This window comes from Streptomyces sp. NPDC001617 (assembly GCF_053596855.1).
The window spans coordinates 1-13,111 of the sequence record NZ_JBSFHA010000094.1; the positions used below are offsets into that span (position 1 = coordinate 1).

Annotated in this window: 14 protein-coding genes and 1 pseudogene; 4 read left to right on the forward strand and 11 right to left on the reverse strand. The window is 71.0% G+C overall.

The annotated features are described in order from the left end of the window. The coding region (locus ACWC09_RS43495) for a DsrE/DsrF/DrsH-like family protein (protein ID WP_450856716.1) at nucleotides 1-210 on the forward strand (210 nt) is incomplete at its 5' end. Nucleotides 211-420: 210 nt separating this feature from the next. Here the strand turns inward: ACWC09_RS43495 and ACWC09_RS43500 are convergent. From ACWC09_RS43500 to ACWC09_RS43520, 5 genes are all read right to left on the reverse strand, one after another. Next, complete coding sequence (locus ACWC09_RS43500; RefSeq protein ID WP_450856776.1) at nucleotides 421-1,026, reverse strand: class I SAM-dependent methyltransferase; 606 nt, start codon at nucleotides 1,024-1,026, stop codon at nucleotides 421-423. Between the two features lie 10 nt (nucleotides 1,027-1,036). Further along, nucleotides 1,037-1,162, reverse strand: a complete 126-nt coding sequence (locus ACWC09_RS43505; RefSeq protein WP_450856717.1) for a hypothetical protein — start codon at nucleotides 1,160-1,162, stop codon at nucleotides 1,037-1,039. Between the two features lie 82 nt (nucleotides 1,163-1,244). Then, nucleotides 1,245-2,630 (reverse strand): MBL fold metallo-hydrolase, encoded by a 1,386-nt coding sequence (locus ACWC09_RS43510; protein WP_450856719.1) that lies wholly within the window; start codon nucleotides 2,628-2,630, stop codon nucleotides 1,245-1,247. 122 nt (nucleotides 2,631-2,752) lie between these two features. Then, nucleotides 2,753-3,982, reverse strand: a complete 1,230-nt coding sequence (locus ACWC09_RS43515; protein WP_450856721.1) for an FAD-dependent oxidoreductase — start codon at nucleotides 3,980-3,982, stop codon at nucleotides 2,753-2,755. Between the two features lie 89 nt (nucleotides 3,983-4,071). Continuing rightward, the gene (locus tag ACWC09_RS43520; RefSeq protein WP_450856723.1) at nucleotides 4,072-4,398 is read right to left on the reverse strand and encodes a rhodanese-like domain-containing protein; all 327 of its coding nucleotides are present in this window, start codon (nucleotides 4,396-4,398) and stop codon (nucleotides 4,072-4,074) included. Nucleotides 4,399-5,064: 666 nt separating this feature from the next. Here ACWC09_RS43520 and ACWC09_RS43525 point away from each other — a divergent pair. Next, nucleotides 5,065-5,328 carry a hypothetical protein gene (locus tag ACWC09_RS43525; RefSeq protein ID WP_450856778.1) on the forward strand — a complete coding sequence of 88 codons (264 nt, stop codon included), beginning with the start codon at nucleotides 5,065-5,067 and terminating at the stop codon, nucleotides 5,326-5,328. A gap of 236 nt (nucleotides 5,329-5,564) precedes the next feature. On the opposite strand, the gene ACWC09_RS43530 is transcribed toward ACWC09_RS43525, so the two are convergent. Continuing rightward, nucleotides 5,565-5,885, reverse strand: coding sequence for a DUF6191 domain-containing protein (locus ACWC09_RS43530; RefSeq protein WP_450856725.1), 321 nt, complete (start codon nucleotides 5,883-5,885; stop codon nucleotides 5,565-5,567). Nucleotides 5,886-5,940: 55 nt separating this feature from the next. Between ACWC09_RS43530 and ACWC09_RS43535 the strand changes: the two are divergent. Next, nucleotides 5,941-6,114 (forward strand): annotated as a pseudogene (locus ACWC09_RS43535) (dihydroxyacetone kinase subunit DhaK); the annotation flags it as partial. Between the two features lie 66 nt (nucleotides 6,115-6,180). Here the strand turns inward: ACWC09_RS43535 and ACWC09_RS43540 are convergent. The 5 genes from ACWC09_RS43540 to ACWC09_RS43560 are packed head-to-tail and all read right to left on the reverse strand — an operon-like array spanning nucleotide 6,181 to nucleotide 11,998. Next, a complete protein-coding gene (locus ACWC09_RS43540; protein WP_450856727.1) occupies nucleotides 6,181-7,059 on the reverse strand; it encodes a dioxygenase family protein in 879 nt (292 codons plus the stop codon). Then, nucleotides 7,056-8,159, reverse strand: coding sequence for a maleylacetate reductase (locus ACWC09_RS43545; protein WP_450856728.1), 1,104 nt, complete (start codon nucleotides 8,157-8,159; stop codon nucleotides 7,056-7,058). The genes ACWC09_RS43540 and ACWC09_RS43545 overlap by 4 nt, the downstream gene beginning before the upstream one ends. After that, entirely contained in the window at nucleotides 8,156-9,448 is a 1,293-nt protein-coding gene (locus tag ACWC09_RS43550; RefSeq protein WP_450856730.1) for an MFS transporter, read from the reverse strand. Before ACWC09_RS43550 ends, ACWC09_RS43545 begins: the two co-directional genes overlap by 4 nt. Further along, a complete protein-coding gene (locus tag ACWC09_RS43555; protein ID WP_450856732.1) occupies nucleotides 9,445-10,995 on the reverse strand; it encodes a bifunctional 3-(3-hydroxy-phenyl)propionate/3-hydroxycinnamic acid hydroxylase in 1,551 nt (516 codons plus the stop codon). Before ACWC09_RS43555 ends, ACWC09_RS43550 begins: the two co-directional genes overlap by 4 nt. A gap of 16 nt (nucleotides 10,996-11,011) precedes the next feature. Beyond that, entirely contained in the window at nucleotides 11,012-11,998 is a 987-nt protein-coding gene (locus ACWC09_RS43560) for an amidohydrolase family protein (protein WP_450856734.1), read from the reverse strand. A 327-nt stretch (nucleotides 11,999-12,325) separates the two neighbouring features. On the opposite strand from ACWC09_RS43560, the gene ACWC09_RS43565 reads away from it, so the two are divergent. Further along, entirely contained in the window at nucleotides 12,326-13,108 is a 783-nt protein-coding gene (locus ACWC09_RS43565; protein ID WP_450856736.1) for an IclR family transcriptional regulator, read from the forward strand. Nucleotides 13,109-13,111 lie beyond the last annotated feature (3 nt).

Sequence of the window (13,111 nt, forward strand, 5' to 3'; positions counted from 1 at the left end):
ATGGAACGCAAGATGGACAAGCTCGACATCCCGCCGATCCCCGAGTTCATCGAGATGATCGCCGACACCGGCGCGGGCATCTACGCCTGCAAGGCCTCGGTCGACCTGTTCGAACTCGACAAGGACGACCTCGTCGAGCAGGTCCAGGGCATCATCACGGTCGGCGAGTTCTACGAGCATGCCGCCGGCGGCCAGATCATCTACACCTGAGACGACCCGCACCGTGGCCGGCCTGCCGGAGGGTGTGCGGCGGGTGTTGGCGGTGGTCGCCCATCCCGACGACGAGTCGTTCGGGATGGGCGACCACCTCCGAACTGGACGCCCGGCTGGCCGACGAGCGCGTCAAGCTCACCCACTGGTACCTGGCGACCAAGCCCGGCACCCCGGCCTGACTGCGGCGCGTGGCCTCGCCGGACGGTGTCATCGCCGTACGGCGCGCACGAGCGCGTCGAGGGCCGTACGGCAGAAGCCATCGCCGTCGGTCACCGGCCGGGTGACGGTCTCGGCCCGCAGAATGTCGGCGTACGGCCGCCACAGACCGGCGACCTGCTCGGCGGTGTACAGCACGCGCGGATCCTGCGGGCCGCCGTGACCGTGCTCGGGATTGGCCGCGTCGTGGCCGACGAGCAGCAGGGTGCCGCCCGAGCGGACGGCAGTGGCGGCCCGGGTCAGCACCTGCGCCATGTCTGGCCACGGCAGGTGCAGATACGCGATCAGGGCCACGTCGTACGTCGCCTCGCGGGGAGTCCAGGCCGTGAGATCGGCGTGGACGGTGTGCAGCCGCACACCCCGGGCGACGGCCAGCCGCTCGGCCTTCTCCAGCGCCACAGCGGAGAAGTCGACGGCGTCCACGTCCCAGCCCCGTTCCGCGAGCCAGACCGCGTTGCGTCCCTCGCCGGCGGCGAGATCCACCGCCCGCCCGGACGGATTCAGACCGGCCAGCACCTCCTGCACAAACCGGTTGGGCTCGGCCTTCCACACCAGCTCGCTGCCCCGATACCGCTCGTCCCAGCCCGCCGCGTCCATCGTGTGCACCTCATTCCTCCGGGTGAGTGGAATCCTCGCCTGTAGCGATGCCATCGTCCGGGTCCTCCGCGCCGTCCCACGTCAGGTCGCGCAGGGCGGCAGGATCGAGCCGGGGTTTGTCGGTACTGATGGTCATCGGGGATTCCTCGCTGTCACTGGAGCGGCTGGCGGGGCCGACGGCGGCCGACGGATTCGGCCGCCGCCGGGCGTGGGGTGGATCAGATGTTGGCCGATGCGGGCAGGGCGAGCCAGGCGCCGTAGCCGCCGAGCAGGTCGGAGACGTCGGTGCGGCCCTGATGACGCAGCAGGCTGGCGGCGATGGAGGAGCGGTGACCGCCCGCGCAGTGCACGACCAGGGGCCGGCCGGTGGGGATCTCGTCGGCGCGGCGGGCGAGTTCGGCCAGCGGGATGTGCAGCGAGCCCTCGATGAAGCCCTCTTCGCGTTCGGCGGTGTTGCGCACGTCCAGCACCAGCGGCGGTTCGTCGCCGTCGAGTAGGCGGCGCAGTTCGTCGGCGGTCAGGCGGCTCGCCTGTTCCATCTCGTCGGCCAGGGCGGGGAAGGCGCCTTCGGGTTCGCGCAGGTACCCGCCGACCTTGTCGAAGCCGATCCGGGCGAGCCGGGTGACGACCTCTTCCTCGCGATCCTGCGGCGCGATGACGACGACGTCCTGCTCGGGGGTGACGACCATGCCGGCCTGTTCGGCGAAACGGCCGTCCGCGGGCACGTTGACCGAGCCGCGCAGATACCCCGGGGCGAAGTCCTGCGGCGAGCGGGCGTCGACCACGACCGCTCCGCCCGCGCGCCGTTGCATGAAGTCTTCGACCGCCAGCGGCCGGGGCGCGGCGGCCGCGTCGAACAGGCCGTGCTCCTTGCGGTTGAGGATGGCGTCGTAGACGAAGTAGGCGGGCGCGGAGGGCTGGCCTTCGGTCACCAGCTCCACGAACCTCTCCTCGCTCATCGGGCGGCAGGCGTAGTTGGTGGCGCGCTGTTCGCCGATGGTGGACTGGCGCTGGGTGGAGAGGTTCTTGCCGCAGGCGGAGCCGGCGCCGTGGGCGGGGAAGACCCGGACCGCGTCCGGGAGGTCCATCAACTTGTGCTGGATGGTGTGGTAGAGCATGCGTCCGAGTTCGTCGGCGGTCACGCCGATCGAGGCGAGCAGGTCGGGCCGGCCGACGTCGCCGATGAACAGGGCGTCGCCGGTGAGGACGCCGTAGGGGACGGTGTCCTGGGCGTTTTCGTACACCAGGACGCTGATCGACTCCGGGGTGTGGCCCGGGGTTTCGAGGATCCGGAGCTGGACGTCGCCGAGGGTGATGCGCTCGCCGTCCACCAGTTTGTGGATGGGGTACTCGGCCTCGGCGCGCTGTCCGTAGCCGATCCAGGCGCCGGTGCGGTCGGCGAGTTCCAGGTGGCCGGCGAGGAAGTCGGCGTGGAAGTGGGTGTTGATGACCGCCTCGATGGTGAAACCGTGCTCGGCGGCGTCGGTGAGGTATTCGGAGACGTCGCGGCGCGGGTCGACGACGACGGCCTTGCCGGTGGTCTCGTCGGCGATCATGTAGGACGCCTGGGAGAGGCAGTCGAGGTAGTACTGGGCGAAGAACATGTCGGTCGACCTCCATAAGGGAAGGGTTTTATTACCCCGGGGGGTATATGGAAGGGTCTGGTCCGCCGGTGTCGAAGGGCGGTGGTGGTCGGCCCGGGTCGGGGGATGCCCGGGCCGACCGGTCAGAGGCGGCCGGTGAGCATGCCGTGCCAGTACACCGGCGGCAGGCCGTACCGCTTGAACAGCCACATCGTGCGCCGCTCCTTGAAGGGGTCGAGCAGCGGGAAGGTGGGCGTGGGCTTGAGGTCGTAGTCGAACTCGGCCAGCAGCATCCGGTCGCGGGCGGTCACCAGCGGGCAGGACGTGTAGCCGTCGTAGCGGTGCGAGGGGGAGCGGCCGTTCATCACCTCCAGCAGGTTCGCCGCGACCACCGGGGCCTGCTTGCGTACGGCCGCGCCGGTCTTCGAGGTGGGCAGGTTCGCCACGTCGCCGAGGGCGAAGACGTTCTCGTGGTACGGGTGTTGGAGGGTGTGCTTGTCGGCGGCGACGAACCCCTGCGGGCTCGCCGGGTCGGCGAGCGGGCTCGCCTTGACCCACTCGGGGGCGCTCTGCGGCGGGACGGCGTGCAGGAGGTCGTAGCCGATGGTCTCCTTGGTGCCGTTCGCGTGGTCGGTGACGACGAGTTCGCGGCGGTCGCCGTCGACGGCGGTCATCTCCGAGCGCAGCCGCACCTCGATGCCGTACCGGGCGGCCACCTTCTCCAGCACCCGTGACCAGGCGGGCACCTTGAACATCGCCGGGTCGGGGATCACCAGGATGATGCGGATGTCGTCCAGGACCTTCTGTTTGCGCCAGTGATCGGCGGCCAGGTAGGCGATCTTCTGCGGGGCGCCGCCGCACTTCAGCGGGGTGGCCGGGTGGGTGAAGACGGCCGTGCCGGACCGCATCTGCTTGATCAGGTCCCAGGTGCGCGGGGCGTACTCGGGTGCGTAGTTGCTGCTCACCCGGTCGTGGCCGACGGCCTCGGCCAGGCCCGGCACACCGTTCCAGTCGAGTTGGAGACCGGGTGCCATGACCAGGTACTCGTAGGTGAGTTCGTCGCCGCCGGACAGGGTCACCGTGCGGGCCTCGGGGGCGACGGCCAGCGCGCGCCGGCGGACCCAGCGCACCCCCTCGGGTATCACGGATCCTTCGGGGCGGCGGGTCGTGCGCAGGGGTGCCTGGCCCCCGCCGACCAGGGTCCACAGCGGCTGGTACCAGTGCGTGTCGGACGGTTCGATCAGGGTGATGTCGCTGATGCCGGCGCGGCGCAGGCGGGCGGCGACGCTGATGCCGGCGCTGCCGCCGCCGATGACGGCGACGCGGTGGCGGCCGGCGATCGGTGCGTCGGAGGGTGAGGGGGTGGTGGCCAAGGCGGTGCTCCTTCCCAACTGGCCGATGGGCGGATCGCGGGTGGTCTTCGGTGGTCGGTGGCCGCAGCGGAGGGGGACGGCCCAGTCGCTCAGACCGCGTGCTCGTGGTGTCCGGCTGCGATCGGGTGCCCGGCGCGGGCCCATGCGCCGGTGCCGCCGGTCACGGAGTAGGCGTCCATGCCGCGGGAGTTCATCCAGTCGGCTGCCTGCCTGCTGCGGTTCCCGCCGGCGCAGATCACGAACACCGGCCGGTCGGTGGGGAGTTCACCGCACCGGGCCGGCACGGAAGGCAGTGGCATCAGTTGCGCGCCCGGCACGTGCCCGGCCGCGTACTCGTCCGCCTCCCGTACGTCGATCACGAGCCCGCCGTCGGCCCAGGCCGCGGCGAACGCCTCCTGCGTTGTCTCACGAGCCACTTCGTTGCCTCCTCAAATACCCCTGGGGGTGTCTTGTCGGCGAGAGTACGGCGGCTCGAAGGGGGGCGTCAAATACCCCAGGGGGTATTTGCCTGTCAGGCAACTCGCGGCTCCGCGCCCGGCTCGGGAATGAGCCGTGATCCTTGTGACTCGGCCCTGGGCAGCCGGAGGGTCATCCGCGTCCGGCCGCCCCGTCCGGAGTCGGCGAAGACCGTTCCGCCGTGGGCGGTGATCAGCTTTTGACGACGGTGGGGCGGTCACGCATGCGTGACCGGCATCGGGTTCGCCGCCTGATCCCCGTGGGGGTGCGGGGTCTCGCCTTCGGCTGCGTGGCTGAGGCGGGGCGGGGCGGGGCGGGATGGTGTGGTCGGGGTCGAGGGGCTGGGCGCGGGCCTGGGTGGTCTCGTGGTGGGTGTGCACGGCCTGCGCCCGGCGGTCCGCCTGGCCGGGCGCAGGCTGGGGGTGGTGGCGGAATCCATGGTCTGTGATGTTCCGTGGCGGGGAATCGGTCGGGGGTGCCGGCGCGGGTTCAGTGGCGGTCGTTGGAAAGTCGTCGGATTCTTGCCTGCGGCCCCTTTTCGCTGTTGTGGCGTCTGATCTCTTTGACGGATGGCTCGCGAATGACCGGGAGGGCTTGTGGCGGGGCAGGAGGACCGCGGGAAGTGGATGGCGCGTTTCCAGGTCCGGCTGGCCGTGCAGCCGGGCGTGGATCGGGCGGTCGTGCTGCAGGCGGTCGAGGAGGTCACGGCGCGCTGCGCGGAGGGCGGAGAGCATCCGCGGACGGTCTTCGGTGATCCGGACGCCTGTGCCGTGCGGGCTGCCGCGCGGCTGGTGCCGACGGACCGGGCGGCGCGCGCCAGGCGGCAGGACGCCGTGGTGGAGGTGCTCGACTCGCTGGGTAGGAACGCTGGGGACATCGCTGGTCTGTGACCGGTCGCTCAAGATCGCCGGGCGTCCCGACCCGCTGTTCACGAAGACGCCCTCACGCTGATCCACACCACCTCGCGCGGCTACCCGAGGGCGGTCAACAACCTGTCCCTGCAGGCTGTTCGCCGCGTTCGCCACTGGCAAGAACCTCGTCGACGAGGCCGCCGCCCGCGCCTCCGTGAGCGAGGTCGTCGGCGACTGACCTTGTTCTCCAGGGTCTGGCTGTGACGGGTCGTCTCCTATCGACCGGCCCCCGGCATACGGACGACCGCGACCCCTCCCTCCAGATCTACCGTTGTCCGGTTCGGCGGTGCCCCGTCTTCCTCGTCGTCCCGCATCACCAGTGCCGACTGCCGCTCCTTGAGTTCGTTCTGCTTCCCAGGCGAAAAGCTCGCATGGAGCTGCTCAAACCCCGTCGCCGATATCTGGCCCTGCCGGACGCTGTTCCGCCATGGCAGCAGTCCGGCCCGCCCGGCACGGAGCAGCAGCTGATCCACGAAGGCCACGGCGGTCAGCAGGATGACCAGCCCGGGCAAGGTCATGAAGACGGCGAATTCCATGCCCCCAGTATCCGGACCGGAGGGCCACGCCTACAGGGCAGACGGCAGAGCCAATGTGACGGCGGGCTCTGCTTGGTGTACGGACGGTCCACGAACAGTTGACCGGGGGAGAGGCATCGAGGTCGGGCGTAGCTGCGTGGGCGGGTACTGCGCCTCGCTCGACATGGTCGGTGTCTCCGTCACACTGGTCCGGCTGGACGACGAGATCTCCGATGTGCTCGCCGACCCGGCCGAGATCCCGATCCGCGTGTTCCGGGCGCCCGACGACACAACCGGGCGTCTGAGAGGCGTTTGCTCACTCCTTGCTGAGGACGATGTCGAAGGTCGTCGAGGTCCACGGGCCCGCCGGTTGTCGGCTGTCAGGCGTCGGTGTTCCGGGCTCGTGACGGGCGAAGGGGCGGATGAGCGACTCCTTCACGCCGAAGACCGAGTCGGCGTCCAGACAGGCGTCGCCCGCCACGAAGATGTGAGTGATGAGACGCCGGAAGCCGGGTGCCGTCACCATGAAGTGCAGATGCGGTGCGCGCATCGGTGAGCGGCCGGCGTGATCGAGGAGCCGGCCGACGGGGCCGTCGTCCGGGATGGGGTACGGCGTGGGGGTGAGTCCCCAGAACCGGTAGCGACCCTCGGCGTCGGTGAACAGGTGCGCGCGCCCCGCGAGGGGTGCGTCGTCGTACTGGACGTCGTACATGCCGCCGTCGTCGGCCTCCCACACCTCGACGCGGGCGCCGGGGACGGGGTTGCCGTCGGTGTCCGTGACCTGGCCGTCGATCCACGCCGGCTCACCGGTCGCGCCGCCCGCGATGTCCCCGCCGAGCTCGATCTCGGGCGAGTCCTGCACGAAGAACGGGCCGAGGACCGTGGACTCCGTCGATGCGGCGAGGCCCGGTTCGTTCACCGCGACGGTGAGCATGGAGATGCCGAGGACGTCCGAGAGGAGGACGAACTCCTGGCGGGTGTCGGTCGAGATGTGACCGGCCGCGGTGAGGAACTCGACGGCCGCGCCCCACTCGTCCCCGGTGAGGCGGGTCTCGCGCACGAACGCGTGGGCGTGCCGTACCAGGGCCTGCATGACCTCGCGGAACCGCTCGTCCTTCGCGGTGTCGAAGCTCGCGACGACCTTGTCGGTGAGTTCCTGTTCAGTTGTCTCAGTTGTCTCGGTGGTGTCGGTCAACGGGGTTGCTCTTCCGTGCGAAGGGCGGTGAGAGGGACCGGCACCGGGGTGGCCCCGCGGCACGCGCGCCCCAGCAGCTCGCGCATCTCGTTGCGCGTCACACGCCGCGGGTTGGTGTCCGGTACCTGTGCCATGACCAGGTCACAGGCCCGGTCGAGTTCCTCCTCTGCGAGGCCCAACTCGCCCAGCGAGCGCGGAGGTTCGAGCTGGGCGTAGAGGGTGAGCAGCGCGCCGAACGGGTCGGTGCCGGCGTCGAGCGCGGCTCCGAGGTGCAGCGCCGCCTCGGGTGACGCGGCCAGGTTGAGGCCGACCACGTGCGGCAGGACCACCGAGTGCAGGGCGGCGTGTTCGAGGTCGTACGCGCCGCCGAGGACGTGGCACACCTTGTGGTGCAGTCCGGAGCCCGCCCCCGCGAAGGCGACCGCCCCGAGGTAGGTGCCGAAGAGGATCTCCCGGCGGGCCGCGACGTCCTGGCCGTCGGCGACGATGCGCGGCAGCGCGGATGCCAGCGAGCGGACGCCCTCGACGGCCAGGGCGGAGCTGATCGGGTTGTGCCGGGGGGCCCACCACGCGTCGACGCAGTGGGCGAGTGCGTTGAGCCCCGACGTCACCGACAGGCGGGCCGGCAGCGACAGCATGAGTGTCGCGTCGTAGACGACGACCCGGGGGAGCACCTTCGGGTCGACGCCGGTGCGCTTGTGGCCGTCCTCGGTGAGGCCCCAGACGGGGGTCGCCTCGGAGCCGGCGTATGTCGTCGGGACGGCGAGGACCGGCAGGCCGGTGGTGAGCGCGGCTGCCTTGGCGGTGCCCGTCGTGGAGCCGCCGCCGACGCTCAGCAGCAGGTCGGCCGCGTGTTCGCGGGCCGCTGCCCGCACGGCCCCCGCCACCTCGGCCGGCACATGCGGCCTGACGGCGCCGAACGTCGCCACGACGGGAACGTCCGTGCAGAGGGCCTCGGCCAGGGCGCGCTCCCCCTCGGCCGCGATCACCAGGACCCGGCTCGCGCCGAGTCCCGCCACCTCGGCCGTCACGTCGTCCCGTGCGGTGCCCGAGCCGAAGACGACCCGCTGGCCCCAGGACTCGTAGACGACTCGCGTCATGCCGTCACCGCTCGCACCCGGGGTACCGCGCCCGCCGCGAACGCCCCGATCAGCGCCGGTACGGCGAAGGCGTAGAAGGCCCACTCGACACCGGCGCCCGAGCTGAGGACGAACGCGCCCAGGGACGGGCCGGCGATCGCGCCGAAGCGGCCGATCGACAAGGCCCACGCGAGGCCGTTGCCGCGCAGGGCGTCCGGGTAGCGCGTCACGATGAACGCGTTGCCGAGGATCTGCGAGCCGATGAACCCGAACCCGCTGATGAACATGAGCACGAACATGACCGGCGTCGGCGGGCGGGTGCTCATCGCGACCAGGCTCAGGGTGCCGACCAGGAACGCCACGACCACCACACGCTTGGCGCCCAGCGCGTCCGCGACACGGCCGCCGACGACGGCCCCGACGCCGACGCCCAGCCACATGGCGGCCGTCTGCAGCAGCGCCGAGCCGAGGGAGAAGCCCGCGGCCTGCATGATGCTGGGCAGCCAGGTGCTGATGCCGAAGACCAGAAGCAGTCCGCAGAAGGACATCGCCCAGAACAGCACGGTCGAGACCGCGAGCCCGCCGGTCAGCAGCGAGCCGATACCGAGCCAGCGGCCCGGGTCCGACGTCGGGGAGGCGTCCGAGGGGGCGAGACCGAGCTGCTCCTCCACCATCCTCGCCTCGGCGGTACGGCCCGTACGGCTGAGGTGGAACGGGCTCTCCGGGAGCCGGAGCACCAGCGGTACGGCCAGGAACACCGGGATCACGCCGATCACGTACAGCCAGCGGTAGGAGACGTCGGGCAGCAGGGCGGTGCCGAGCAGCGGGGAGAGCAGGGCGCCGGCCGCGTAGCCACTCATGATCAGGGCGACGTTGCGGCTGCGGCGGCCCGGTTCGCTGAGGTCGGCGACGTATGCGTTGATCGTCGGCAGTACGACGCCGAGGCCGAGGCCGACGACCAGGCGTCCGGCCCCGAAGGACGGGACGCCGCCGGCGAACGTGCAGAGCGCCATGCCGAGCGAGAACACGGTGGTGCCCAGCAGCAGGAGCCGGCGTGGGCCGGTGCGGTGGACGAGGGCCCCGGCGAGGGCCGCGCCGATCAGCATCCCGATGCCGACGAACGAGCCGACGGTGCCGGCTTCGGCCTTGTCGATGCCGAGCGAGGGGTCGCCCAGGATCGCGGGCACGCTGACGCCGTACACGGCGAGGTCGTAGCCCTCGAGGGACGCGACGACCCAGGCCGCGACCAGGATGAACGTGGTCGCGGGCACTCTTTGGACGGCTGGGCGTATGACGGACGGTGCGGTCATGGCCGGATCCCTTCTCCGACGGTGGCAGGAGCCTGTACCGGCTGGACTGCCGCGGCAAGTGTCTTCAGGAGCGCCGGGACGTCGGACAGCGAGTCCACGGTGCCGAGGATGTAGAAGTCGGGCCGCCACAGAACGGCGGCGGAGCGGGTTTCGTCGAACCAGCGCCCGTAGACGCCGCCGACATCGGTGATCCCTTCAGTGGTGAGGCGGCGGTCGGTGAGGTGGTGGACTGCCACGCCCAGCCCGGCGGCCGGCTCGATGGCCGAGGCGTCGAGCGAGGCGCCCTCGCGGCCGTCGACGAGGAGGACGAATCCGCGGCCGAGGACCTCGTCGAAGAGTCCGACGGTGCCGTGCGATTCCACCCGGCCGTGCGGCATCAGGTGGCCTGCCTGCGGGGACGCGTCGTGCAGGCCCGGGCCGAGGCCCGGGAAGCGCATCTTCTCGGGGCGGCCGTTCGCCTCGCGCTGGGCGATCAGGCGGGCGTCGCGCTCGGCGGCGGCCACCGGGTCGCGCATGGTCTGGACGCGGCCGAGCTCGATGCCCTTGGCGATGATGGCCCGCACATGCGGCTCGCGTTCGCTCTGGTAGGTGTCGAGGAGGGCGTCGTCGGCGCCGCGCATTACGGCGTCGAGCTTGAAGGCGAGGTTTTGGGCGTCGCGGATGCCCGAGCACATGCCCTGCCCGAGGAAGGGCGGCATCTGGTGGGCCGCGTCCCCGGCGAGCAGGATCCGGCCGTCGCGCCAGCGTTCCGCGACGAGCGAGCGGAACGTGTACGTGGCGACGCGGACGAGGTCGGCCCGCGAGCGGTCGAGGTGGGCGGCGACCCGGGCCCACACCCGGTCGGGCTCCCGCTCGACGGGGAAGGAGTCCGCCGAGTCGAGCATGAAGCTGAACCGGTGGTGCTCGGGGCCCAGCGAGATGATCGATGTCGGCTGCTCGGGGTCGCAGACCTGGCGGGCCTTGGGGACGTCCGAGGGACCGGTCAGACGGAAGTCACAGACCATCCACGGCTCGGAGAACCCGTAGTCGTCCTGCTCGACACCGAGCCGGCCGCGGGTGAAGCTGTTGCCGCCGTCGCAGGCCACGACGTACCGGGCCGAGACGGCCGGGCCGCTTCCCTCGACCTCGATGTCCACGCCGTGGTGCGTGCTCTGCAGGCCGGTGACCCGGGAGGCCATCCGGATCTCGACGTTCCCGAGACCGCGGACCAGGCCGTCGAGGGCGTCCTCGAGGTAGGGCTGGTACATCATGTACCACTCCGCCCAGCCCTGGGCGCCGACGGCGGCGAAGTCGTGCTCGATGAGCAGCTCGCCGGCGCCGTTGCGCCACTCGTAGTTCCGTTGGACGTGGAGCGTGGGCAGCAGATCGCGGGCGATGCCGAGGCGGTCGAAGGTCCGCATCGTCTCGTCGTCGAAGATCGCGGCGCGCGGAAGGTTGTAGAGGGTCGGGTAGCGCTCCAGCACCACCACGTCGTGGCCTGCCTGCCCGAGGAGCGCCGCGGTGACCATGCCCACGGGCCCGTACCCGATGACGGCGACGTCGTACACGTGCGTTCCCTTCCGCTCAGACACCCGCGAACGCGGGTGCGGTGGTGAGGCCGAGCAGCTTCTCGGCGTTCTGGTGGCCGATCTTGAGCCGGTCGGCGTCGCTGATCGGGGCGTCCCGCAGGAACTTCGTGGCCGTCCCCATGTCCTCGAAGGGGTAGTCGGTGCCGAAGAGGATGTGGTCGGCGCCCATCGAGAGCAGTGCGGTGAGCAGCGGGGCGGAGGAGCAGACGCCGCTGGTCGTGATGTAGAGGTTGTTGCGGATGTACGCCGAGGGACGGCCCCGCTTGAGCTCGATTCCGTGGTGCGCGTGGAAGTCCCAGCGGGAGTCCATGCGCCACAGCACGAAGGGCAGTCCCTCTCCCATGTGGCCGAGCAGCAGCTTGGCGTTCGGGAAGTCGTCGAACACGCCGCCGAAGATGAGCCGCAGGACGTGGGTGGCGGTGTCGATGCCCCAGCTCCACATCGGTCCGACGAGTTCGGGGTGCCCGGACAGCACGTGCGCGGTGTCGACGCCGTTGGCCGGGTGCAGGTAGAGCGGTACGTCGAGGTGTTCGGCGCGCTCCCAGACGACGCGCAGGGCGGGGTCGTCCAGGTACCTGCCGTGTGTGTGCGCGTTGACGAGGGCGCCGCGCAGTCCGAGCTGCGTGACCGCGCGCTCCAGCTCGTCGGCCGCGGCCTCCGGATCCTGCAGGGGCAGGGCGCCGAAGCCCGAGAAGCGGTCGGGGTGCTCGGCGATGACACCGGCGAGGAAGTCGTTGACCGTGGTCGCCTGGCGTACGGCGGCGGCCGGGTCCTTCTCCGCCTGGAGGCCGGGGGAGTTGAGCGACAGAACCTGCATGTCCAGGCCGGCCGCGTCCATGTCGTCGAGGCGTTCCTCGGTGAGGTCGAGGAGGCGGCGGGAGGCTTCGGCCCACGCGCCGGGCTGGGCGATGGACGCGGTCGACGCGCCATGGCCCACCAGGTCGGGGGTCACGAAGTGCTCTTCGAGGCCGATCAACTTCATTACGGAGTTCTCCTCGGAGGATTTGTGCGTGTTCGCAGTGGTTGTCTCGTGTGTGGGGGTGCGGCGATGCCCGGCTCGGTGTGAGTGGCCGGGAGACAGGAGATGCGCGGGTGTGTGCGCCGAAGGGTGAGCGGCTCCGGGCGGCTGCGAAACGAGCCGGCGGTGCGACCGGGGTAGTCGGGGAGGGAGTGCCACCGCTCCCGCAGTTCACCAGAACGTAATGCGTTCCGCAATAGTGAATGTCAGATCTGTTCGTGATCGACGGCCGGCGCTCCTCGCGTCGATAGGCTGAGCACCGTCATTCACCTGCGGGAAGAGAGCTGCGCTGTGACCGAGACCGACCCCAGGGAGAACGCGGAGCGTCAGGGCATCCAGTCCGTCGAGACCGCGATGCGGGTCCTGCTCGCGCTGGAGAACGGCGGCGGAGCGCTGAGCCTGTCCGCGATCGCGCAGGCCAGCGGTATGCAGCCCAGCAAGGTGCACCGCTATCTCGTCAGCCTCGGCCGCATCGGCCTGACCTCACAGGACTCCGCCTCGGGCCTCTACGACTTCGGCGCCGCGATGCGCCGCATGGGCGCCGAATCACTGCGCCGCACCAACGAGGTGGCGGTGGCGAGCGGCCACGCGATCCGGCTTCGCGACCGCACGGGCCACTCCGTGAACCTCGCGGTGTGGGGAGATCGCGGCCCGATCGTGGTGAGCTGGGCGTACGGCACGCGGCCGCTGCCCCTGACAGTGCGCGTCGGCGCCACGCTTCCCCTGCTCACGTCGTCCGTGGGCCAGATCTTCCTGGCCCACCTGCCGGAGAGCCTCACAAACGAGGTGCTGGACGGAGAGCTACGCGGCAGAGAGGCGGAGTGGACGGACGAACGCCTGGCGGCCCTGCGGGCCCAGATCCGCGAGCAGGGGCATGTCGTGACGCACAGTGGCGTCATCCCGGGCATCATCTCCGTCGCCGCGCCCGTCTTCGCGGCCGGCGACCCGCTGCCGCTCGCCGTCTCCGTCGTCCTGCCCGAGACCCTCGGCACACCGGACCACCTGGCCGAGGTGACCCGCGACCTGCGCGACACAGTGGTGGCGGCGTCGCACGAACTGGGGCACCTGTCCTAGACA

Excerpts from the sequence above, each read along its gene's own strand:
- ACWC09_RS43545 (WP_450856728.1), bottom strand. The coding sequence starts at position 8,159 with ATGACGCGAGTCGTCTACGAGTCCTGGGGCCAGCGGGTCGTCTTCGGC.
- ACWC09_RS43560 (WP_450856734.1), bottom strand. The coding sequence starts at position 11,998 with ATGAAGTTGATCGGCCTCGAAGAGCACTTCGTGACCCCCGACCTGGTG.
- ACWC09_RS43500 (WP_450856776.1), bottom strand. The coding sequence starts at position 1,026 with ATGGACGCGGCGGGCTGGGACGAGCGGTATCGGGGCAGCGAGCTGGTG.
- ACWC09_RS43525 (WP_450856778.1), top strand. The coding sequence starts at position 5,065 with ATGGCGCGTTTCCAGGTCCGGCTGGCCGTGCAGCCGGGCGTGGATCGG.
- ACWC09_RS43550 (WP_450856730.1), bottom strand. The coding sequence starts at position 9,448 with ATGACCGCACCGTCCGTCATACGCCCAGCCGTCCAAAGAGTGCCCGCG.
- ACWC09_RS43530 (WP_450856725.1), bottom strand. The coding sequence starts at position 5,885 with ATGGAATTCGCCGTCTTCATGACCTTGCCCGGGCTGGTCATCCTGCTG.
- ACWC09_RS43510 (WP_450856719.1), bottom strand. The coding sequence starts at position 2,630 with ATGTTCTTCGCCCAGTACTACCTCGACTGCCTCTCCCAGGCGTCCTAC.
- ACWC09_RS43505 (WP_450856717.1), bottom strand. The coding sequence starts at position 1,162 with ATGACCATCAGTACCGACAAACCCCGGCTCGATCCTGCCGCCCTGCGC.